Origin of the sequence: Lachnoanaerobaculum sp. MSX33 (assembly GCF_000512995.1) — a bacterium.
GTDB lineage: Bacteria > Bacillota > Clostridia > Lachnospirales > Lachnospiraceae > Lachnoanaerobaculum.
In genome coordinates, this window is sequence record NZ_AZXX01000060.1 from 21,484 (window position 1) to 45,826 (window position 24,343).

A 24,343-nucleotide genomic window follows, 5' to 3' on the forward strand; every position below is an offset into this window, starting at 1 on the left:
ACCTCTAAAAATTTTCTTTATTTCATTTTAGACCAAAACATATGTTCTTGCAAGCTTTATAAAAACTCTTCTCTTATCCTTTTATTTATATAATTGAGCACCCTTTTCTTATCTGCACTCCACATAGGTTCAATAAGAAGCTTCTTATCTCCGTCTCCGGTCATTCTATGTATAATTGTACTCTCCGGAAGTATTTTTAAACAATTTATAAGTACCTCTGTATATTCTTCAAGACTCATTATTTTAAACGGGTGCTTTCCATATTCCTTTGCAAGCCTTGTTCCTTTTAATATATGGAGTCCATGTATCTTAATGCCGTCTATCCTCTTTTCTCCTAAATACCGTGCCGTATTATACATATCCTCTTTACTTTCACCCGGCAAACCAAGAATCATATGTACTATTACTTCAAAATTTCTTTTCTTCAGCTCATCATATGTCTTTTCAAATACATCCAGTGTATATCCTCTGTTAAATGCCCTTGCTGTATTTTCATTTATTGTCTGTAGTCCAAGCTCTATCCAAACCGGCTTGATTTTATTTAATTTTTCAAGAGAATTCAACATATCCTCACTGAAACAATCCGGTCTTGTTGCAATGGATAGTGCCACTATTTCTTCTATTAGTATGGCCTGTTCAAACAGGCTGATTAGTCTCTTTGTATCACCGTAAGTATTTGAGAATGATTGAAAATAAGCAATATATTTTCTGTCGTTTTCCTTTATGGAGCTTGGTATCTTAGCAGAGATAAAAGTCTTTGCTTTTTCAATTTGTTCTTTTATATCATCGGCACTTACTGCAAATTCACCTGAACCTTTTTCAGAGCAAAAACTACAGCCACCCACCCCAACCTTTCCGTCACGGTTGGGACAGGTGGCTCCTGTAGTCAGTGCCAATCTATACACTTTTGTTCCAAATTTTTCTTTACAATAATCCGATATTGTTTTTATCATAATCCCGCTTCCCTCCCTCACACAAACAGTCAGTAATTGGTAATAACAGTTATCTATAACAATACACTTGTACACTATCGGGGCATAACTATAAACAAATGCTTGCCCAAGGCTCCGATATGTATGCAAACGCACATTTTTTACTCGCCCTGAATATGCTACCGTCTAAAAAAATTATTCTATAAGTTCTGTAGTCCAGTTTGTTTCCTGAATCTTATTATCTATAAGTCTGATTTCTTTTGCTGTCTCATCAGTCTCTTTTTGCCAAGCTTTAACATCTATCACAGAAAGAATCTTTATCTCAGTGCTTCTTGCTCTGTCTGTATTACTACTTCCTACATAAACTATATCTCTGTATGCACTTGCCTTTAACACCAAAGCGTCCTTTCTGGCAAGCAATTCAGTAATAGACTTTCCGTCAACCATTGTTTCACAATTTGTCTTATTAATAGCTGCTATCAAATACTCAAGTCTGTCTATGCAGGCATCAAGTTCCTTTTTCAAATCCTTAGGATTCTCTGTAGGCTTTTCACCTTCCTGTACCAATACATTTCTGTTCACTCTGGCCTTCAAATCCTCAATCTTTATATTAAGATCCGCTCTTTCCTGTAATGCTACTGCTAATTTCATATAACTCCCTTCACATCCTATTCTTTCTTCTCTTTAATTTGAATTACAATTGACATCAGTATAAAGCATATACCTACAAAAATCCTCAGACTCATATGTTCTCCAAGGAATATTACTCCAAGTAAAATACTGCTCACCGGCTCTATAGTGCTAAGAAGTGCCGCCGTCTGAGCTCCGCACATAGGTGCACCGATTTGAAATGTTGCAAGTGCCAATGTAGATATAACTGCCGCCATAAACACACTCATTCCTATAGCCGTGGCATTCATTTGAAATCTGAACTTACCGGATACAAGCATTACGATTGCAATCTCTATTGCAAGTAAAAATGAAAGCCATGCAGACATTTTAATTACAGGTATCTTACCGGCTTTTCCATGTGTCAACACTAAAATGTATATGGCATATCCCACACCTGAAGCAAGTGCCATAACCATTCCCAAGATATTTATATTTCCGTCAGGTTGATAAAATACTCCGATACCTATTGCACAGAATAATAAACATAACAGCTTTATCTTACTTATTTTCTTTCTGAAAATCAACAACTCAAGTAAAATAACAGCTGCAGGATAAGAAAAATGCAATGTGGAAGCTAAACCTGATGATATATAACTGTATGATAAAAATAACAGTATACACATAATAACTTCGGGAACAGACAAAATAAATATTGATATAAACTCATCCTTAGTTAACCATATACTCTGTCCCATTAACATATAAATAGCTGCAAATACCGTTCCGCTTATCAAAAACCTAAGCACAAGCAAACTGTATGCATCGCCACCGTGAGCATATATGATTTTTGCAAAAAAAGGTTGCAGTCCGAAGAAAAATCCGGACAGTAATAAGTATACTTCACCCTTTATACGAATTTTCTTTTCCATAATTCCCCCTCAAATCCAATATTAATTTCATTATACAATATTGCTTTCAAAAATTCATCTATAATCATATATCCATTGATTTTCCGTTCAGGAAAGCTTCCGTCAATATCTCATCTTCATTATATACAAGTTTAAGTGAGAAAAAGTTTTTTCGCTCTTCCAAGAGTTTCAGAAAAATTTTATCACCTTCCCATAAATTCAGATTCAATACTTCTTTTTTATCTATCCATTTTAGTACACCTTCATTACATTCAATAGGCTCTCCCACTACATTTCTACCCACAAAAAGGTGCATATACTCTATAACTTCTTCACCTGTTTTGCCGTAAACAAAGGTGACAATACCTCTAAAATCAAAGTCACAAAGCTCATATCCTGTCTCTTCCCTTACCTCTCTGATAAGGCAATCTTCAGTACTCTCCAGTTCTTCAAAATGTCCGCCTACACCGATCCACTTATCTTTATTTATATCATTTTTCTTGCTTACTCTATGTAACATCAGGTATTTATCATCTCTCTCAATATAACATAGCGTACAGAGCTTAATTTTTCTCATCATCATCCTTTCTGTTTCCATTTTTATCAAATCTTTTTCTAAGTGATATTTCTGTCGGAATAACCGGTATAAGCATTACAGCCATCTGAACATAGCATATTATCATGCCTGCAAATCCTACAGTGTCTTTGTCCTTTCCGATAAAAAAGAATAATACAATTATACTTATTAACCCCAATACAATACCAAATCTAAACCAGAGCTTTCCGAAAAATCTATGAGCGTATTCCCATGTATCGGCATTTCTCATAGACATTATGGTTCTGTATCCGAAGGCAAACTTACTCATCCCTATTTTTGGCGGTTTTTTCTCAAAAACACGTCCGAAAATTATCATAACCAAAGGAATAAGTAAGTTCATTACAAGCATAAAAATCCAAAAATTCATAAGTCCTCCTACAGTCATATATTATTGTTCTAATTCATAAAATCAGCCAAAAAAAGTCCAACATCTATCCTTATTATGCTATAATATTAACATATATATTTTTATACTTAAAGTCCCATTCTAATATAAATTCAGGACAAAAAAGTTATAAATCGTGATTTCACAAAAATGAAAGGAACAAAAAATGAAGCTGATGCATCTATCCGATTTGCACCTTGGAAAGCGTGTAAATGATTTTTCCATGTTGGAGGACCAAGCCTATATACTTAATAAAATCCTAAATATTATTGATGATGAAAAGCCTACCGGGATAATACTTGCAGGGGATATATATGATAAGCCCATCCCTCCTGCAGAAGCTGTGGAACTCTTTGATGACTTTTTATATAAATTGTCACAAAAAAATATACAGGTATTTATTATAAGCGGAAACCATGATTCTGCCGAACGTATTGCTTTCGGTGCAAGACTATTTGACAAAACCGGTATTTATCTGTCACCCGTATATAACGGTACTATCTCACCTATAGAAGTGCATGATGATTTTGGGAAATTAAATATCTACATGTTGCCATTTATTAAACCTGTACATGTAAGGAGATATTTTCCGGATAAAGAAATAACATCCTACACCGATGCAGTTTCCACAGTGATTGAAAATATGCATATAGACACAAGTAGCAGAAATATCCTTGTAACACATCAGTTTGTAACCGGTTCTTCCCGCACCGAGTCGGAAGATGTATCAGTCGGTGGTAGTGATAATGTTGACTCTGTGGTTTTCAAAGACTTTGACTATGTTGCACTTGGTCATATTCACCGCTCTCAAAGCTGTGGTAGTGAATATATAAGATATTGCGGTACTCCGCTAAAATACTCTTTTTCGGAATCAAAGGATACTAAAAGTATAACTGTTATTGACATAAAGGAAAAAGGTAATATAAAACTTGACTTTATCCCTCTTACACCACTTAGAGATATGGTGGAGCTGAAGGGAACATATGAAGAACTTATGCTAAGGAGCTTTTATGAAAATACCACATACCCTGATGATTATGTTCATATAACATTGACAGATGAAGATGATATACTTGATGTTATCACGAGGCTTCGTGTAGTATATAAAAATATTATGAAGCTTGATTATGACAATCAAAGGACCAGAAGCAGCTCTGAGATTAATCTTATAAATGATATGGAATCAAAGTCACCTCTGGAATTATTTGACATTTTCTACGAGTCAAGAAACGGTCAACATTTAAGCGATATACAAAAAGATTTTATTGAAAATATTATTGAAGATATTTGGAGGAATAAATAATGAGACCGATAAAGCTAACTGTTTCAGCATTTGGACCTTATGCCGGAAAGACGGAGTTTGATTTTGATAAGCTTGGTACGGGTGGACTCTATCTTATAACCGGAGATACCGGAGCCGGAAAAACAACTATATTTGATGCTATTACCTACGCACTCTATGGGGATCCCAGCGGTAATAACAGAGAAGTTTCCATGTTCCGCTCAAAATATGCCGATATTAACACACCGACATTTGTTCGCCTCACTTTTAACTATAAGGGAAAAGAATACACTATAGAAAGAAATCCTGAATACGAAAGAGCTGCGCAACGAGGAAATGGACTTACCAGGCAAACAGCAGGTGTGGAGCTTATTCTTCCTGACGGAAAACCTCTTACAAAGACAAAGGAAGTAGACAATGCTATAAATAATATTATAGGCATTAACAGAGAACAGTTTTGCCAAATAGCAATGATTGCACAGGGTGATTTTTTAAAGTTGTTGATTTCGCCTACCAAAGAGAGAATTGAAATATTCAGGCATATCTTTAAAACAAAACTTTATTCAGATTTGCAGGATAGATTAAAGTCCGAATTATCTGTACTTAATAACGATTGCTCAAAAATCAAGCAAAGCATATCACAGTACATAGCCGGAATAAACTGTTCCGACTCTTCGCTTTTGTCACTTGATGTCACAAAGGCAAAAAACGGCGACCTGCCTACTGATGAATGTATTTTACTTATTGAAAAACTGATAGATGAAGATACTTTAGCTCAAGAAAAGGCTGACAATTCTATAACTGAAATAGAAAAGCAACTGGATATATTAAAAATAAATATTGAGCGTGGTGAAGAGTTTGTTAAAGCCAAGCAAGCATTTGAACAAAATAAAGCAAGGATTTTAAAGTTGACTGAAGAGAAATCTTCTCTTACTAATGCATTGGAAGAAGAAAAGAAAAAAACATCTGTTCAGGAAGAACTTACCAAAGCATCTGCCACCATACAGGCACAATTGCCTGACTATGATGAGTTGGACCAAAAGGAATCCAAATTAAAAGGCAATGCTTTAAATATTGAAAAAAATAAAGCAGCACTCACAAAAACTCTTAAAGATATTGAGGATTTACAGGCTGAAATAGAACGCTTAACTGAGGAAGCAAAAGCTCTGCAAAAATCCGGTGAACAAAAGATTTTATTTGAAAATCAAAAAACAATTCATTTGGAAAGTCTTTCAAAGCTTGAAGCTCTGTTAAAGAGTATGGAAGAACTGAAAAAAGTTTCTGCAAATTATAAAGAAGCGAAGAAAATATTTGAAGAAAAAAAACTCATGGCAAGTGAGCTTGACGCATCATTTAGAGTAAAGTACAATCTTTACCTTGATTCTCAGGCAGGCCTTTTGGCGGAAAACCTTGTCGATGATATGCCTTGTCCTGTATGTGGCTCACTCTCACATCCTAAAAAGGCAATCAAACCTACACAAGTGCCAAAAAAAGATGAACTTGATATTCTTCAATCTAAAGTTTCAAAGGCAAATGATGATGCAAATACAGTCAGTCAGAAAGTAGGAAACTTAAAAGGTGTGCTTGATGAAAAGAAAGATACTACAGTAAACTCAATTAAAGAGTTACTTGGAGATATTGATATGAGTAATGCCACCGATATTACAAAGGATAAAATAAGCGAGCTTAAGACTAATATAAAGGAACTTGAAGAAAATATTGAAATAGCAACAAAAAACAGCTCCAGAAAAGATGCTATTGAAAAAAAACTTCCTCAGTTACGCACAAAGAAGGATGAGTTACAAAACAGTATTGTTGATATAAACAATACTATAAGTACTTTGGAATCCGAGAATAAATCACTTAATTCAAGAATCATTGATTTAAAAGAAAAGCTGGTATTCTCTTCAAAACTTGAAGCATCCAAGGAAATTCAAAAAAATGAAGCTCAGATTTTAAAAATCAAAAAAGATATAGATCTGGCCACAAAGAGTTTAAAAGAATGTAGTGAAAATCTTGCCTCCGCAGTTGCAAGGAATGATGTACTCTTAAAGCAAATGGAGGGCAAGCAGGAAGTTGACCTTGAAGCCGAAAAAATCAAGCTAAATGAGCTTGAATCAAACAGAATTCAGCTTAGAAAAAACAAGGAATCTATTCATAGCCGAATTGTAAATAATAAGTCAAACTGTGACAATATAAAGCTAAAATCTTCTGAGCTTATAGATATTGAAAAAAAATATACATGGGTAAAGGCTCTGTCAGATACTGCAAACGGCAATATCACGGGAAAGGATAAAATAATGCTTGAAACATATATTCAAATGCATTATTTTGACAGAATAATTTCCAGAGCCAACACGAGGCTTATGATAATGACCGGCGGACAATATGACCTTGTTCGAAGAGAAGAAGCCCTTAGTAAAGTTGGTCAAAGCGGCCTTGACCTTGATGTAATAGACCACTACAACGGTACTACCAGAAGTGTAAAATCACTCTCAGGCGGCGAATCCTTTAAAGCTTCTTTGGCTCTGGCACTGGGACTCTCTGATGAGATACAATCCTCAGCCGGCGGTATACAGCTTGATACCATGTTTATTGATGAGGGCTTCGGATCACTTGATGAAGACTCCCTCGCTCAGGCAATGAATGCCCTTGCCTCACTTGCAAGCAGCAATAAGCTTATCGGCATCATCTCCCATGTGGGTGAACTAAAGCAAAAAATCGACAAACAAATTATTGTTAAAAAGGACAAAACCGGCGGAAGCAGGGCTGAAATAATAGCATAAACAAAGGCTGTAGTAGTCATTTTCGATTACTGCAGCCCTTTTAATAATTATAAAGTTTTATATACTATTTTTTAATCCACTCTCCCAAAGATCCGTCTAAAATCTCACTAAGATAATAATTTATTCCGTTTTCATTAATCCATCCGGTCTCCATAATTCCGTCTTTATCAAACTTAAACCATGCATTTCTATTTGTATAAGGATTAAATATGTATGCCCACTGAGATGTTACATTCTTTCCGTTTTCCACATATTTCCAAACATTGTGACCGTTTACGGTTTCTTTTTTCCATCCTGTAAAAGTATTATGAAATACTTTCTTAGATCCCTTAAAAGAGCTTCCGCTTGATGAACTCAACCTGCGGTTTTTTGCCTTGCTGTTTGAGTTCTTCGGTATAACGACTCTACCATCATTCGGTAATTTATCCTTTGGCTTTTCTTCAGTTATATTGTTGTTTTTACTTGGTGTGTCAGGAATAATTTTTTCTCCTGCTTTATTATTCTCATTATCGACATTGTCTTTTAATTTTAAACTAACATCACTAAAAGTAATATTTGCATTCCTTGCAACAAAAAATCCAACATAAATATATTCTGAATCAATTTGTGTCAACGGATAATCAAACCCTGCACTTACCGGTTCATTTTCTCCATATTTTACCATGTAACCATCTTGAGTTTTTGTTAAAGTAAGATCAAGTTCATCACCTTTTTGATAAATAATATTTGCAACACCACCATCATGCAATTTCGAATTTTTTCTTCCAAATCCGTTTATCTTACCTTGCATTCTTGAACCGGCAACAACATAGTCACCTATACTATCTGTAATTGACCTGTCGACATACATATCATCTCTTGCCATAAGCCCAAATGATACTTGATCATTTTTTGCAATATCATTTATTTTTACTTTTGCTTTAAGTGTAAACTCCGTATTTGCAGGTAGCCTTTTATAGTACATCATAATACCGTCTACATTAGATGCAATCTTTCCCCTGTTGTTTTTAACTGTAAGATTTATACTCTTATCTGACTTGAATACCTCAAAGTCTCCACCTGTAATCTTATCTTCACCACCTACATTACCAAATACAGAACCTGTAAATACATTTCCTTCAACATCCGAAAATTCAGGCCAGTTTTTAGATTCCTCTGTAGGTGTAATATAATCTATGACTTTATAATCTTTATTAATCGCATCTTCAAAGAAATCTTCCTTTACAGGGTATTCTCTCTTTTTAGAATATTTTTTTAGTGTTGTATCTGCATTCGCTATCAAATATGCATTTCGTTTAGCACCATATAGATTTGTATGGGTTTTATCCAATCCCTTAGGTACAAGTTTATCACCTTCCTTTTTTGCACCTGTATATGCATATAGATATCTCGCATCATTACCCATCTCAATATTTAAATCTATTGTTTTTTCTGTCAAATCAATATATTCAAGACCTAGCTGATTTGACATATCAATCAACGCTTTTCTATAATCACCACCTTTAAATATATTATTACCTACCACTACATCATTGGTTATGTGTCCTGAAGGTGAATTATAACTCTCTGATGTGTTATCATCTGTAAGTCTTGCAATCGGTGTAACTATTATCGGAGTAACACCTCTATCCAATGCCGGTTTTACATAATTTTTATATACTGAATTCGCAAAACTTCCTTCATTTTCATAACTACTATTTGGATCCGTATATCTTGATAATTCGCTCTTTTCATCATTGTGACCGAATCCTATAATTAAGAACTTCTCATTATCACCATCTCCCAGTTTTGGTACATCAGAATTACCGTTTAAGAGTACATCATAGTTTTTCATGGTTGTGAAATCTTTGCTTGATGCTCCTGATACGGCTAAATTATATACTTCTGCATTTAAATAGTTCTTTAACTCTTCTCCGTATCCTACCCTTGGAATATAATAATTATCATTAAAACCTGAAACGGTTGAATCTCCTACCACCCAAACAGTTGCTATATTTTCATCTTCCCCAAAAGCTCTACCTCCTGCACCTGAAGAAAGCCTTTCTTTAGCTTCCGGTTTTAAAAGCAAAAGCCCGTTCATATCGATTTTTCCGTCTTCGTTTCGCTTCGGATCATTTTCAGTATTAAGGTTAATGAAATCATTTTCATCCACGGTAATTACTTTTGAAGCAGTATTTTTTGAAATATTCTCATCTTTATTCCAATAAAAAGTTGTTCCGTCCATTACATCTGAAACCGGTTGGCTTTGCAAAGAAAGCTGCTCTCCTATATTCGTTCCCTTTCTAAATGACAATATACCTTTAGCACTGAACTCTGTTTTTAATGTTTTATCACTTGTATACAAAGCAACATTATAACTTCCGTTATTATATGATGTTGAATTTGAAATCTTTATATTCGGACCTGAATTTGAATCAATTCCCTTTGCTTTATTTTCATATGAAATTGAATTATCAAGTTTATGTGCACCGGATACATTTGAGCCACCCATTTTAAATCCGTTACCGTTTCCGGCATCCAACATTATATTAGGCTTTTCAAACGACAAATTTCCGTACTCATCCACTGTTCCCGGTGCAAATTCAAAGTTCTTTTTATTACCGCCGTTCTTTATCAGTATATATCCGTTTCTATAAGCCACACTATTTTTTATTGTTACATCTCCTATAGACCCGGTTGCCACTTTGGCAAACAGATCCCAGCCGTCATCAGCATTATATGCCGCAATACAACCGTCAAAAACATTACCTACTCCCGATGTGATCTTAGCTGCAAATCCGTCAGCATCTTCCATAGCCGAATCGGCATTATTCATTGACGTACAGTTTAAAATATAGTTGTAACTCGGCCATTTATCTTTAGAATCTTCGCTGCTCCCTGAAATCTGCAGTCCGGTTGTTCCGTTATTAAACAAATTTAACCTTTCCACTGTATTATGGCTTCCCGAGATTCCAAGTCCTTTATATCCGTCTGCAGTATTCGCAATATTAAACTGCTTAAGTTCCCAATAATCTCCGCCAAGGCTAAATCCCTTACCGCTTCTCTTAAAGTCTAATGTTGCAAAACCACCGTCTCCCTGTATTCTTATAGGATTATCTTCTCTTCCGTTTCTTCCCTTTTGTACAATTAGAGACTTATTTGACATATCATAAACTTCAGGCTTCAATAATATTGTCTGCCCCGGCTTCGCATACTTTATTGCAGACTCCAAGCTTATTGCATTATCATACCCTGAACCGTCATTTTCATCCAAGCCTGTATTTGATACATATATATAAGAGTCTTTTCCTATAGTCCTTAATGATACACTTTTATTTAATGTAACAGTTTCATAAGATTTAAGCTTCACAAAAGGTTCAGGTTCATAACCTGCTTCCGGGGTAAACTCAACACTGAAGTTTTTACCTGCTGATAAATCATAATCTTTCTTAAGTTCCTCATTATTAACGACTTCCACGCTGTCTTTAAGTACATTATCCTGATAAATTTTAGCCGATCCGTTTGCATTGGCTTTAAACACTAATGTATAATTTTCTTCTGCCGCAGTATCAGGACTTGTAATCTTAGCCTGTAGATCTATATATCTGCTTTCTTGAGGTCTCCAATCATTTGCATCAAACTCACTCTTTTCAAATTTTATATTTGAATATGTGACATTCATACCTCTTGCAACAGCAAATCCTACATATGCAAAACGATCCTGTACATTCATAGGGTCGTTTAACTCTTCATATCCGCTTATACTGTTTGCACGAATATCCTTTGCCTGTATAGGAATTTCATACTTATAAAGCTCAGAGCCGTCCATAGCAAGCTGATATACAACATAGCTTGAAGAATTTTTCTCCAACCTGACTCTGTAAGTATCTCCACTGCTTACCTTGCCTCCGTCCTTGTCAAATCCTAATCTGTAAACTTTAAATGTATCGGGATTAGGCTTTATCTTATTATCAATACCTGTGTATGCCCTTACTCCAAGCATATCTTTTACTTGACTTGTAGAATTGAGTTCTCCCTTAGGAAGTTGTGTTGCACCTATAGATACCAAATTTGATTCCGAACTTGCCGGATCTCCTTTTTCACCTATAGAGTCCCTTACCATCAGTGCAAATCCCTCCTGTCCGTCAGGTTTCGGATTCATATAATCAATCCTTACATCCGCCTCAAGAATAAAATTTTCTTTACTCGGATCTATTTTTGTATAATAGAAACTTATTCCGTCAGCAGGATCGGAAGACACGAACTTTCCACCTTTTTTATTTATACTTCCGTCTTTTTTATATGTTGCCGATTTTAAAATTATTTCTCCATCTATATCTGCATCATCATTTACAGTATTTGTAATTGTAGATGTAGAAGGTCCGAAATACGTAAATTCCCATTCTTTTGCATTTGAATCCGTTGCCTTTGAAATAACGGTATCACTTCTTTCTTCGGTTTCTGATGTTATCTCTATCCCGTTTGTCAAAGTACTTGCAAATACTTCCAAGCTGTTACTTAACAGTAATATGCTTAAAATATATGCCATAAAGCATCTCAAAATATTTCTTTTCATATCCTTCCCTCAAAAATCATTATTTTTTAACAATATACCACCATTCTGTTCTGTATTTTTTGTCACATTCCTCCTTTATTTTTATACAATAAGCTAATTTACTTATATAACAAAAAAGTTGTAAATACTATGTAAAAGTAGTCAAATAGTGCCTGTACCACTGATTTTTTGCCTATATAATTTAAAATAAAAAAGGTACTGCAAAATCAGATTTTACAGTACCCTGTTTCAAGTTCCATTATAAACTCAGTTTTTAAAAGCATCCATCAAATTATACTTTTTAAGTAATTCATTTCTGTATTCCTTATTAGTATTAGCTTTAAGAATTTTTTCCAAATCCCCTTCCCTTACCAATATTTCATTCAACTTGCTTACTATATCCGCTCCTTTTTCAATTCCTTTTTCAATTCCTTTTTCAATGCCTTTTGCCTCTACTCTATCAAGTACTTCGCACATAGTCACTCTCTCCTTTCCGTTCAAATCATTTATAGTTTCCTCAAATCTTCCGTCTCCGGTCATTGCAGCCATCAACATTAACAATTCTTCTACATGATCAATTACAGTTTTATCAGGTACATAGTCCCTATTTACTCTCATTTGGTACAGGTAGTCAGCCAATATTTTAAAATCACTTTTAAATAAGTCTATCTTTTCTCTATCTAAATATGCTATCTCGAAAAGATTTATCTTGAAATCATTAACATAAGGTTTTATATTTTCTTCTATTTCAAGTATTTCAAAAAGTGTTTTGGGATATTCCCACTTTCTGTCAAATCCAAGATATAATACTAAAGTAATTACAGGATATTTTATTTCATTCCTGTTTTCCCTCCTGCTTTGTTTTACGTACTCTGCACCGTCATATCCAAAGACTCTAAATGGCATTAACTTATCAGGGCCGGTTTGATTTTCCAATCCCAAAAATGCCATATTTATTTTATTCTTGTTCCAATATTTTGCAACATCTCTGTCCTGAGTTCTGACTCTTCCGTCCACTTTCAGCATACTCATTGGTAAAGCATCAGTAAGTTTACCCTCATCAACTATCATATTACCGTCAAATAAAAGTACATTTAAAACATCTGCGAAAACATCATTATAGTTTTCCAACATTTTTTGAGTTACATCTTTTTCTCTCATGTCTCCTCCCTATTATACCAAAAATTAAAATTACTATCTATTCCATCGGGGATTAATATTGTTTGATTTTAGAATTTTAAGAAAATTTAGAAATATAAGTCATGTAAGATATATAATATATTATCTTATATATTAAAAAAATTCAATATTATATCATTAAATACTATGAATTAAAATATAAAAAAATAGACTACTACACAAAGTGTACCAGTCTATTCAACTTATCATACTGTATCAATTGTATTTTTTACGCTTCCGCCATCCTCCTTAATGTATCCCCTGTTATCCTGTATGTGGTCCAGTCCGACATCGGCTCGGCACCAAGAGATAGGTAGAAGTCAATACTCGGCTTGTTCCAGTCAAGGCACCACCACTCAAGTCTGCCACAGCCTCTCTCTACAGCGATTGAGGCCAGTTTCTTTAATAAGGCCTTACCATATCCTCTTCCTCTAAACTCCGGCAGTACAAAAAGATCCTCAAGATATATTCCGGCTCTGCCTAAGAATGTAGAGAAGTTGTGAAAGAAAAGTGCAAACCCGACTTCCTTTTCATTCTCCATTACAAAAACAACTTCCGCTTTCTGCTTATCAAAGATCCACTCTTCTAAAATCTTCTCATCAGCAACCACTTCATCAAGCATTTTCTCATATGATGCCAGCTCTTTTATAAAATAAAGTATTAAAGCGCAATCCTCTTTTTTTGCAAATCTGAAATTCATATTTCCCCCTTATAAATTTTAATTATTCGAAACAGCCTCTAAATCTAAATCAATATCATATATTATCGATCATTGCTCCGCTTTCTGTAGCAGTTATATACACAACCGAAAGGCTTGTCATAGGTTCTACCGAAACAATGGTTATCTTTGTAAGCACTGCATATGAATTATCCTTATGACCTATATATGCAATCGGCTTATACTCCGCTCCTGTCAAGCCTTCAAGTGCCTTATCAAAAGCAGCCTTGACCTCTTCATTTTCATCCATATAAGGATTTGCATCATTGTATTCCCAGCCTTCTTTTCCTTCCAAAAGTCTGAGATTACCTGTAATTTCAGCATTTCCTTCCAAGTCCTCATATACCTTTAAAATTACATACTCCGGCTTGGCATCCGGTACTACAATTTCCGCTCTGCAAAGATATAAATAATTTGTTCCGGCAACAATCTGCGAACCAAGTACCGCCACTACATCATATCTGTATCCATCCAAATCCTCTGTGGCCTTTTCAAAAGCTGACATAGCATTTGCATTATCTGTTCCGTCAAAATTATTATTTATTCCCCATCCACCTGTTATAGGTGCAGATTCGTTTGTTTCATTTATTTCTTCTGCTTCTTTAGTAACGGTACTCTCCTGTGCTATAGTTGTTTCCTGAGTCTCTGTATTATCTGCCTTTACGCCGCAACCCATAATTGAAGCCGCACAGAGCATTCCCAGTGTAACAGTAAATAATTTTCTCATTTTCTTATCTTCTTATTTTTCCACACCAAATTTACCAGTTGCAAACTCACTCATATCCTCATTTTTCATTGCTTTTTCTAAGAGCCTCGGCAACATCTGCGGAGCGGCTGCAAAACATGGAATACCGTTATTTGCAATTCTTTGTGCCATATTTGCATCATAATAAGGTTTGCCTGAGTCTGATATGGCAAGCAGACAGATCACAATAACACCGTCTTCCTTCATCTGTGTCAATCTTCTGAGAAGTCCTGCACGGTTTCCGCCCTCTTCAAGGTCTGAAATCAAAAAGAAAATCGTCTTCTTCGGGTTCTCAATATATTTAGTGCAATACTTTATTGATTTTTCAATATCTGTTCCACCGCCGAGAGTAAATCCGAAAAGTAAATCAATAGGGTCCTCGCATTTTTCACTTAAGTCCACGATATTGGTATCAAAAGCCACAACCTTAGTCTTTATAGCACTCATACTGGCAAGGATACAGCTCATTATAGATGAATATATTACCGACTCTCCCATAGAACCGCTTTGATCAATATCCAAAATAACAGTATATTTATTGGCGGCGGTTGTAGCGCTTCTCTCAAAGAAATAATACTTTTGAGGGATTATTTTCTTTAACTTTGTATTGTAGTCTTTGATACCCTTTCTTATAGTAGTCTGAAAATCAAGTGCGGATGCTGACGGAATAGGAGAATGCAACTTTCTGTTTATACTTGCTGTAACCGCCCTTTTTAAATCCGTTTCAAGCAAAGCATTTATTTGCTCCACTATTTTTCTTATAAACTCTCTGGCATTTTCCTTACTCTGTTTCGGTATCTGATCCTTTAGGGTAAGTATCATACTTGCCATATGCATATCCGGCTCTATATTTTCAAGAAGCTCAGGTTCAAATATCAGCTGCTTTAAGCCGCATCTTTCCATAGCATCGGACTGAATTATCTTTACAATATCCTTATCAAAAAGTGTTCTCACATCCCCAAGCCATCTGCTTATCTGCGGACTTGATGCACCTTTCCCGGCTCCTCCTCCGAAGCCGAATTTCATATCTCTGTTATAGATGGCATCAAGTGCCGTATCCATCATAAGATCTTCCTGACTTAAATCCGGTCCGTCTCCCATACCTTCCATTCTTTTTTGTGCTTCAGAACCAAGTATCAGTCTCCATCGCCTCAGTCTGTCATTTGTATCCATTTATATCTCCTAAAAGTCTCCAAAATCAAAGTCTTCGAGAATCTCAGTGTCTACTTCCTTTATCTCAGAGTTTATTATTTCACTTACTTCCTGAGCATTGAGTCCCCATATTTCACCAAGATTTTCGGCAATCATATCTTTTTCCTTAGCGCTGTACTCTACAAAAGCTCTTCTTAAAAAAACTGCCGAACGTCTGAATTCCTCTTCATCCAAGGTATCCAGATACTCACTAAGGCTTTCCCAAAGTGTAAGTCTCCCTATAAGAGCATAATGATTTCTCATAGACAGACCTGCAAACCAGTTTGCACCAAGTTCTGCAGGCATACCTACAGAAAGTCGTCTTGATACCTCTTTTCTAAGAGTCGGCTCATCTATATTACCTGCATCAAGCAGTATTGCTGTAGCAAGTCCTGAAATTTTTGTATTCAGATCATCTCTATTTGAGAGTTCTGTAAGCTTATCAAACCAAAGGCTCTCATCCAAAAAGTCCTGTACCATAAAAACATTATGTATTTTTTGAATATCCTCAGCCAATGCAGCTGCCGCTATATCATCACATGCCGACTCCCCGACAAGCATAAGTGAAGCTCTGATACAAAGTCTTTTGACAATAGGTATCAGAGGTTCTCTGTCCAGTTTTCTGATATCACCGAATGAAATCATATTTGAAAGTTTGCTCACGGTATCCGCAATATCACACATAGCTATTGCACCGTTTGCCGTCTCATCAAGACTTCTTTTTGCACCCTCAACTATCTTAGGAAGTCCGCAATTAAACGCATCTTCTATAACATCCGCTATTTCAGATATCTTTGTAGCCTCTAATAGCCTTTCACTCAATACAAATGCTACTGCATCCGCTATAGTATCTCCCTTTAATACGCTTTCAACTATCTGTATCTCAGCTTCCGGTGTCCACTGAAGTATCCAGTTCTCGGCCCAGGTTGCATTATCCTGATTGCTTCTTTTTATCTTGGCAAAATCTATTCCAAGTACAACAAGTCTGTATAAGAAAAACGATCTGTTTAAGTCAAGAAAAGCACTATCCTTTGACTTTACTCTTAAGTTTTCTCTTAAATCAAGCTGCAGCGGTGTTGCTACAAGTTCCTTATATTTTTCAAGCTTTAACTGCTTAAGTTTAGAAGCAAAGTCGCTTTGTATAGAAGTCTGCATAGCATCCTGTGGAACACTGCCTATCTTTTTGCCTATATTGGTCTCTGCAAATCCCATTGCCATCTCGCCGAAGCTTCCACCACCCATACAGGTAATACTTGCATCCTTTAAATCTTCAAGTGTGGGAACAGAGCCTCCTCTAATAATCGCAAGTTCTCTTGCAAGCCTTGTCGCCTCTATTACCTGAGCGGATGAAACGATTCCGCCATGCTCTCTCATATACTTTGCCAAGCTGCTCAGATACTTTCTTTCATGATAAGTAATATCTCCGTTTAAAAATCCCTGCCAAAGTAACTCATAATACGCCGGCGCCGCATTTCCCGCACCATAACCGGTTCTTTTACTAAGTCTATAGTAAGAATACGGCATCAGTGTGACATTGGATTCTCTTCTTACCAATGCCTTATATTCATTATCGGACATTGCTCCTTCAAGACTTTCAATAGCTGATGTATGAAAAGCGCCTGTTATAGCCACTATCTTTTCAGTATCAAATCCCTTTTCTATATATTCCTTTATCTTTCTTTTCATAAAGCTTTCACGGACTGTATCTCTTATAAAGGATTTGTCATCTGCATTGGTATCTTTTCTTATGCTTTCTCCAAACAAAGCACTGCCGGCTCTATAAGCCTGCATATCCTCACTCTGCTCCAAGGTTCTTTCCCAAAAACCTTCCATATCCGTTTCAATACTTTTCTTTGGATTTGTTTCTGAGATAATCTCCTCTTCTTGAGTATCGTCATTCTTTTTTTCAAGTCCCAAAATTATATCGGATTCCAAGTCAAAAAAATGACATTCTGTATTATTTTCCCTTGCCCAAAGAATTGCCTGATACTCCGGCGAATATTCTGCAAACGGATAGAGTATCGTGTCAATAGGTGCTTCCTTTGTATATGCCATAATGGCAAACGGAGGAACAAGTTTTTTTGAGACAATATCATCTATCAAAAAGTCAAAATCCGCCGGTCCCTCTATAAGCACAAGTGAAGGCTTTACTTCATCCAAAAACTGTCTTAGAAAATATGCACCTGCAGGTGAAAAATGTCTAATTCCAAAAGTTTTCATGGCTGCCTCCTAGCCATTGAGCATCCTACATTCATTGTAGAGTCCAATCCACTCTTTTCCACGCTTTTTCATTATATTCTCAAGGTACTCTTCCCAAACTTTTGAGTCTTTGGAATCTTCCTTTACTATTGCACCTTGAAGTCCTGCTGCAAGGTCCGCATCACTTATCTCACCGTCTCCGAAGCTGCCTGCCAAAGACATACTGTTTGTAAGTAAGGATATAGCCTCTGCGGTAGAAAGTACATTTGCTGTGGACTTGATTTTTTGCTTTCCGTCAAGTGTCTCACCCTGTCTAAGCTCTCTGAATATTGTACAGACCTTCTTTATTACCTCAGCCTCAGGCACCTTTGAAAGCAATGCCATACCTTCTGAAAGCTTCTCGATTCTGGTCTTTACGATATCCATCTCCTCTTCAAGAGTATTCGGACTTGGAAGCACCACTATATTAAATCTTCTCTTTAGAGCGGCACTCATGTCATTTACACCACGGTCTCTGGTATTTGCTGTAGCTATTATGGAAAATCCCTTCTTAGCCGCACTGTCCTTACCAAGTTCAGGAATCGAAATTCTCTTTTCGGAGAGAATTGAAATAAGGGCATCCTGTACCTCGGAGGCACAACGTGATATCTCTTCAAATCTGGCAATTTTACCCTCTTCCATAGCCTCAAAAACAGGACTCTTTATAATTGCCTTATCACTTGGGCCTTCTGCTATAAGCATGGCATAATTCCATGAGTATCTTATCTGCTCCTCTGTAGTTCCTGCAGTTCCCTGTATAACACAGGTTGAGTTACCGTTTATAGCGGCGCATAGATGCTCCGACAACCATGACTTTGCAGTACCCGGCTCACCGATCAAAAGTAATGCTCTGTCTGTTACCAAAGTTGCTATTGCTATTTCAACTATTCTCTTATTTCCTATGTATTTCGGCATTATTTTAACACCGTTGCACTCACCACCCATAATGTAAGTAAGTACAGACTTCGGTGACATCTTCCACCCGACAGGAACGGGATTTTTTTCAGCCGCAATAAGTGCATCTATTTCTTTTTGGAACATGACCTCCGCCGGAAGCCTTTGTAATTCTTCGCTCATATCTATCACCTTTTATTTCTTCTTAACTTCTACAGTTTTTAAAAATTCAACAGCCTTTTCATTATTAAATGTCTTTAAAGTCTCTATAGCATCGGTTTTACTTGCTCTATCGGATGTTTTTGCAAGTTCAATCAAAAAGTCTATATTATCTTCACTATACTTCAAAGACCTTATAGCTCTTTTTCTTATATCTTTCCTTGCCTCTCCGTTTATAACAGACAAATAAAAATCATTTTCTTCTTCTTTTGCGAGATCAGCGATAATATCAAATCTCAGATACATCTCACTCTTTCCCATCGGATCAAAGCCTCTTTTTAGCGGCTCTACCATCATCTTTCCGTTTTGCATTATCCATCTTCCGATCATAAACGAGATCTCACTGTATCCATCACCCAATCCGTCAATAAACTTCGGCAATATTCTATAGTCTAAGAAGATATCAGGGTTTTCTTTTCTGGCTTCCACCAACACTTCCCATCTACCGCTTCCTGTTGTAGTAAGTGCAGTTATAATAGGCTCAAGCATCTTATAAGAATAATTTCCATTGACCCTTCCACAGCTTTTTTTAATATCTGAAAGCTCGCTGATTTCATATATACCGGCTTGAGTTTCAAGTACCGCATCTACAAGTGCAAGCAGATCCAAAGTCTTCTCACCGGGATTATCACATACAAACAGCTCATCTGCCTGCTTTTTAATCTGAGTAAACACCGGTGCCGCCTTTGAAAGTGCTTCCATATCATCTACACATTTTTTCAGTCTGAAGTCTTCCTTTATAAGAGAGCTGCCTGTAATTACACTGTTTCTTAATTGTTCCTGTAATTTATATAAAATATCCAAATTCATAATAGCCTCCCTTAATATGCCAATCTGAGTATTTCGTTTTCCGTGATAATACTTCTTGGCTCTACACAAATCTGCTTCAGCATCGAGTCATAATGTGCCAATCCGAATAACACCTGATTTTTAAGATAGTCTTTACTTGGAAGTCCAAATATTGCGTCCATAGCTGTTTTATCCTTTGTCATAGCCCTTAGTAAAATCTGCTTGCCTTCTTTATCCTCTGCTACAATATCACTGCCGTTTGTACCTATCTTTGCAAACTCAAAAAGTACTCCATAAGCATTATCGGATAAAGTAGCCTTCAATATATTTTTAGCAGGCTTTAAAAACTCTGCTATATTCTTCTTTGCAAAACTTCTTATCTTTTTGATATCATCTATATTCAAATCTTCATCTGTGCCGCTCTCATAACGGATTCTTCTGTTTTCTCCCTCATTTGCAGGATAGAAATAAAGCTTTTCAATAAACTTTTTACCAAAGAAGCTGTCATCTCTTTGAATATATTTCTTTGCTTTTAGGGGGCAATAATTGGCTGTATAATTTATATCTCCGGTATCAAGATCTATCCAATAGCCTTTATCTATATATTCTGCTTTTACATCATCATATTCCGACATAAAGCTTAGCTCCGCAATTGATACATTTTCCTTTTTAAGACCTGTTTCTCCAAGTTCTTCAAGCTTCCAGACTCCACCAAGTGCCTCATAGAGTATATTATCATCAGGGTCGGTAGAATCACTTTCAAGCTTTTTATTAAGGTAATCCCTTGCTCTCTTTTCTATATATCTAAGCTTTGTGAGCTCCTTTACCGCTAAAGATAACAAATACTCCTCAACATAGTCATTTGGATAGTCGTTTCTTAACTCATCTATATAGCTCTTAGGATAATCATTTATTATTTCTTCTATAAACAGATCATTTTTTATCGTTCTTAAAGATTTTAAAAATCTTTTAAATATTATCTGTACTCCCGGCAAATAGTAATCTCCCAACTGTTTTGCCAGTTCATCATATTTTTTATCAAATGCTTTATCCACGCAAGCTGCCACACCTGAACCGGTTATTTGACTCATAACATCTTTTAACAGATCCAATCCCTCAATCTGCTTTTTTATCTTCTTTGTTTTGGCCGCTTTTGAGGCTGCACTTGTTTTTTTCGGCTTGTCAGGATTTTTCTCCTTTTCAATTTCCTTCTCGGCCTTTTTCTTTTCTCTTGCCTCTATCTTTTCTCTCTTATCCAAAATATCCTGAGGAATCTCAGCCGTTTCAAAGCTCTTTCCCTCTTTCATCTCAAACATCAAGCCTATAGCATGTTTGCATGGAAACTGTCTACTTGGGCAAGAACATCGAAATACCGGTTCACCCTCTTTTTCAAAGTCTATGGAAACATTATAATTGCTCTTTCCACTTCCTTTGCACTCACCAAAATAAAGACTGTCATCAGCCGACTTCATTCTTTTTACAAAACTGTTTCCTGATGACAGCTTTCTGCCGTTTGAAACCGCATTCGCATTAGGTGCTATAGAAACTATAGCCTGCTCATCAAAAGTTCTCATATTCGATCCTTTCCGATATCTTTTGGATATATTATATCACAAATTTTTAACTGTTATACTTTTGTATAGAGTCCATAACTTCCCTCATTCGCTCTATATAATCATATACTTTTACATTATTTTGCATGTCCTTTATTTCATCAAAATTAAGATTATAATACATGCTCATTTCCTGCCATTTACTTTCGACTTTCTCTTTTACCATATCCTTTTCTACAGAGAAAATATCTGAAAAACTAAGCTGTCTTCCATCTTCCTCTCTCAAATGATAAAGCCCTGTACCAACAAGTCTTACCTCGCCTTTATGTACATTCTTTAAAAGATTGCTCGCATTTTCATATATGGTATAGGCATCACTTGTACTTGCACTTATAAGCATGGATCTTGTTATACTCTTCATATTGGAATAAGTGATTTTAAGGGAAACACCTTCCCCGTAAAGTCCAAGTCTTTTTGCCCTCCCTGCAACACGAAAAGACAATATAAAAAGCACATCATCCAAAAGTTTAAAGCTTGATACATCCTTTTGAAATGTAAACTCCTTACTGATAGACTTTGTATCCTCTTCCCTATAAGGTATTACCTTTCTATCGTCATAACCGAAAGCCAGATCAACAAGATATTCACCCTGCTTTCCCATAAACATTTTCACTTCGTTACTTTTATTTTGTAAATCTCTTACTGTATCAACACCGTATAAATGAAGCCTTTTTGCAGTTTTTTCTCCTACTGTATATAATGATTTTACATTTCTATCAAGTACCAATGTTACAAAATCTTCTCTTGTCTTTATTTCAAAATATCCGTCAGGCTTTTTCTCTTCACTTGCAGTCTTTGCTGCAGTCTTTGAATACGCCAGACCTACAGAGCAGGTAAGAGAAAGCTCCTCTCTTACCCTTTTTTTGATCTCAAGCCCGATTTTTCCTGCTTCCTTCCATGAATCCACCTTTTCCGTAAGATCAAGATATCCTTCATCAAGTGCAATATACTCCGTTATATCGGTATAACTTTCCAGTATCTTATGCAACCGCTCCGATACTTTTTTGTATTTCTCAAAATTCGGATGCCTAAATATTCCTTTAGGACAACGATTAAACGCCTCTTTAATATTCATCCCTGAACGAATACCGTATTTTCTGGCTTCATAATTACAGGTCGATACAACTCCTCTTTCATTCGGCATTGAACCTATGATAAGCGGCTTACCTATTAGAGTCTTATCATCTCTCATCTCCACTGAAGCATAAAAGGCATCCATATCCACATGAATAATTATTTGACCTTCCGACATATCATTATCCTGCAAAGATTGTACCGTCAAACACATCTTCTATGTTCTTTCCTTCTATACTGAAACCGTATTCAGAAGCTTTTCCCATAGGTATACGAATAAGACTGCCATCCGAAGTTGTATAATCGGTAAAACTCTCCTTATCCGTACCTACCGGAACCAGTACACTGCCGATAGGAATATCGTAATCCCCAACTTCCTTACCGTTTATACCGTCCAACTTCTTAGCTTTTATGGAGATTTTAGTTGTCAATTGTATAGGTGTGGTAATTGTATAGTAGTTTTCCAAAATCTTCGGTATTCCTTTACTTCCAACAGTATATCTTCCCTCTATACCCAAGGTACTTATAGTATAAATCCTGTCTCCAAGATAAAATTCATCCGGATTTAAAAGAGCAGTATCTGCAAAACTTTCAGAAATTTCAAGTTTTTCTGATTTATTATTCAAATCAATGATTGATATACTGTTGTAATCATTGTCATACTGCAGTTCAATATAGAGATAGGCATTATCTCCCTTTTTCACCACACTTGCCTTGGAAATACCATAGCTTGCATCTTCCTCATATATGCTTTTTTCACCGTCAATTGTTACATCTATCTTCTGTAACATAAGATACTCGTCAATATCCTGTTCTATCTTAACAGTTCTAATTTTACCGTCAAGATCTATCTTTACCTCTTTATCTGTTGGTATTTCAAAAGCGTAGTCCTTTGGCAAGCTAAGTATCTCTTCATTAAAAAACTCACCATATCTTGCAAACTCCAAAGGTATGGAAACTATCCTTTCTGTATATTCATCCTTTGCAGTCATATAAATCATCATACAACCACTACTTAGTGTCCACGCAAGATCAGCCTTATCGTTTGCACCCAAATTAAAAGCATCGGGATTTGTCAGAACTGTCTTTAGCTTCTCACTAAATCCCTCTATATCTTCTCCATATTCATCTGCAAGATAATTATCCTTTTCAATCCTATCATATAGACCTGTAGGATCCTTTAATACATCCTCTATCTTAAGCTCCTTGCCTGTATTTGAGTCTATATTTACTCCTCTAAGCAGTTCTTTGGTATCAGTACTTCCATTCATTACGGTAGTAGCCAGCAATGCACTGAAAACACTTGTATCGGTTCGAGTCAGATTAATCCTTGGATAATATCCTCCCACCCATTCATTATTTATTTTGTTTACAATGTCATTCAACTTTTCATTTCCCTCTACACTAAGTTGAGGTATTGTATTTCCGTCACCCGCTATTTTGTAATATACATGTGCCTTTAGCATTTCCACGTCATTTTGTACTTTTGTTTCAGTTTCCTGAATGCTTTCTTTCGCAGAACTTTCAGCCACTGTACTTTCATTTGTATTAATTGTTATTGAAATTTTCTTTCCACATCCTGCCAATAAAAAAATTGCAGGAATCAAATATATAAAACTCTTTTTCATAAAGTCCTCCTTTTATCC

The 24,343-nt window shown here is 35.9% G+C and carries 18 protein-coding genes; 2 read left to right on the forward strand and 16 right to left on the reverse strand.

Features of this window, described 5'->3' with window-relative positions; translation table 11 throughout:
- Nucleotides 1–56: 56 nt before the first annotated feature.
- The 5 genes from HMPREF1495_RS05110 to HMPREF1495_RS05130 all read right to left on the reverse strand — a co-directional run bounded on the left by HMPREF1495_RS05110 (nucleotide 57) and on the right by HMPREF1495_RS05130 (nucleotide 3,417).
- Nucleotides 57–953: a TIGR01212 family radical SAM protein gene (locus HMPREF1495_RS05110; protein ID WP_034212616.1), complete on the reverse strand. Its 897-nt coding sequence runs from the start codon at nucleotides 951–953 to the stop codon at nucleotides 57–59.
- Between the two features lie 174 nt (nucleotides 954–1,127).
- A complete protein-coding gene (locus HMPREF1495_RS05115) occupies nucleotides 1,128–1,583 on the reverse strand; it encodes a DIP1984 family protein (protein WP_034212618.1) in 456 nt (151 codons plus the stop codon).
- 17 nt (nucleotides 1,584–1,600) lie between these two features.
- Nucleotides 1,601–2,473, reverse strand: a complete 873-nt coding sequence (locus HMPREF1495_RS05120; protein WP_034212620.1) for a DMT family transporter — start codon at nucleotides 2,471–2,473, stop codon at nucleotides 1,601–1,603.
- Nucleotides 2,474–2,537: 64 nt separating this feature from the next.
- Nucleotides 2,538–3,029 (reverse strand): NUDIX hydrolase, encoded by a 492-nt coding sequence (locus HMPREF1495_RS05125; protein WP_034212622.1) that lies wholly within the window; start codon nucleotides 3,027–3,029, stop codon nucleotides 2,538–2,540.
- A complete protein-coding gene (locus HMPREF1495_RS05130; RefSeq protein WP_034212624.1) occupies nucleotides 3,016–3,417 on the reverse strand; it encodes an SdpI family protein in 402 nt (133 codons plus the stop codon). The genes HMPREF1495_RS05125 and HMPREF1495_RS05130 overlap by 14 nt, the downstream gene beginning before the upstream one ends.
- 184 nt (nucleotides 3,418–3,601) lie before the next feature.
- On the opposite strand from HMPREF1495_RS05130, the gene HMPREF1495_RS05135 reads away from it, so the two are divergent.
- Together HMPREF1495_RS05135 and HMPREF1495_RS05140 are read left to right on the forward strand one after the other, a co-directional pair.
- Complete coding sequence (locus HMPREF1495_RS05135) at nucleotides 3,602–4,738, forward strand: exonuclease SbcCD subunit D (RefSeq protein ID WP_034212626.1); 1,137 nt, start codon at nucleotides 3,602–3,604, stop codon at nucleotides 4,736–4,738.
- Complete coding sequence (locus HMPREF1495_RS05140) at nucleotides 4,738–7,503, forward strand: AAA family ATPase (protein WP_034212628.1); 2,766 nt, start codon at nucleotides 4,738–4,740, stop codon at nucleotides 7,501–7,503. The genes HMPREF1495_RS05135 and HMPREF1495_RS05140 overlap by 1 nt, the downstream gene beginning before the upstream one ends.
- Nucleotides 7,504–7,567: 64 nt before the next feature.
- Here HMPREF1495_RS05140 and HMPREF1495_RS05145 read toward each other — a convergent pair whose 3' ends face one another.
- The 11 genes from HMPREF1495_RS05145 to HMPREF1495_RS05195 form a co-directional block, all read right to left on the reverse strand.
- Nucleotides 7,568–12,058, reverse strand: a complete 4,491-nt coding sequence (locus tag HMPREF1495_RS05145; RefSeq protein ID WP_034212630.1) for a hypothetical protein — start codon at nucleotides 12,056–12,058, stop codon at nucleotides 7,568–7,570.
- Nucleotides 12,059–12,304: 246 nt separating this feature from the next.
- Entirely contained in the window at nucleotides 12,305–13,198 is an 894-nt protein-coding gene (locus HMPREF1495_RS05150) for an Rpn family recombination-promoting nuclease/putative transposase (RefSeq protein ID WP_034212632.1), read from the reverse strand.
- 247 nt (nucleotides 13,199–13,445) lie between these two features.
- Nucleotides 13,446–13,916 (reverse strand): GNAT family N-acetyltransferase, encoded by a 471-nt coding sequence (locus tag HMPREF1495_RS05155; protein WP_034212634.1) that lies wholly within the window; start codon nucleotides 13,914–13,916, stop codon nucleotides 13,446–13,448.
- Nucleotides 13,917–13,971: 55 nt separating this feature from the next.
- Nucleotides 13,972–14,661, reverse strand: a complete 690-nt coding sequence (locus HMPREF1495_RS05160) for a hypothetical protein (protein ID WP_242832864.1) — start codon at nucleotides 14,659–14,661, stop codon at nucleotides 13,972–13,974.
- A gap of 12 nt (nucleotides 14,662–14,673) precedes the next feature.
- Complete coding sequence (locus tag HMPREF1495_RS05165; RefSeq protein WP_034212636.1) at nucleotides 14,674–15,852, reverse strand: VWA domain-containing protein; 1,179 nt, start codon at nucleotides 15,850–15,852, stop codon at nucleotides 14,674–14,676.
- A 9-nt stretch (nucleotides 15,853–15,861) separates the two neighbouring features.
- Nucleotides 15,862–18,090, reverse strand: a complete 2,229-nt coding sequence (locus tag HMPREF1495_RS05170) for a DUF5682 family protein (RefSeq protein ID WP_034212638.1) — start codon at nucleotides 18,088–18,090, stop codon at nucleotides 15,862–15,864.
- Between the two features lie 9 nt (nucleotides 18,091–18,099).
- Complete coding sequence (locus HMPREF1495_RS05175; protein WP_034212640.1) at nucleotides 18,100–19,185, reverse strand: ATP-binding protein; 1,086 nt, start codon at nucleotides 19,183–19,185, stop codon at nucleotides 18,100–18,102.
- A gap of 12 nt (nucleotides 19,186–19,197) precedes the next feature.
- Entirely contained in the window at nucleotides 19,198–20,031 is an 834-nt protein-coding gene (locus HMPREF1495_RS05180; protein WP_034212642.1) for a HEAT repeat domain-containing protein, read from the reverse strand.
- An 11-nt stretch (nucleotides 20,032–20,042) separates the two neighbouring features.
- Nucleotides 20,043–21,584 carry an SWIM zinc finger family protein gene (locus tag HMPREF1495_RS05185; protein ID WP_034212644.1) on the reverse strand — a complete coding sequence of 514 codons (1,542 nt, stop codon included), beginning with the start codon at nucleotides 21,582–21,584 and terminating at the stop codon, nucleotides 20,043–20,045.
- Between the two features lie 46 nt (nucleotides 21,585–21,630).
- Entirely contained in the window at nucleotides 21,631–22,875 is a 1,245-nt protein-coding gene (gene dinB, locus HMPREF1495_RS05190; protein WP_034212646.1) for a DNA polymerase IV, read from the reverse strand.
- Between the two features lie 4 nt (nucleotides 22,876–22,879).
- Entirely contained in the window at nucleotides 22,880–24,325 is a 1,446-nt protein-coding gene (locus HMPREF1495_RS05195) for a hypothetical protein (protein WP_034212648.1), read from the reverse strand.
- Between the last annotated feature and the right edge of the window lie 18 nt (nucleotides 24,326–24,343).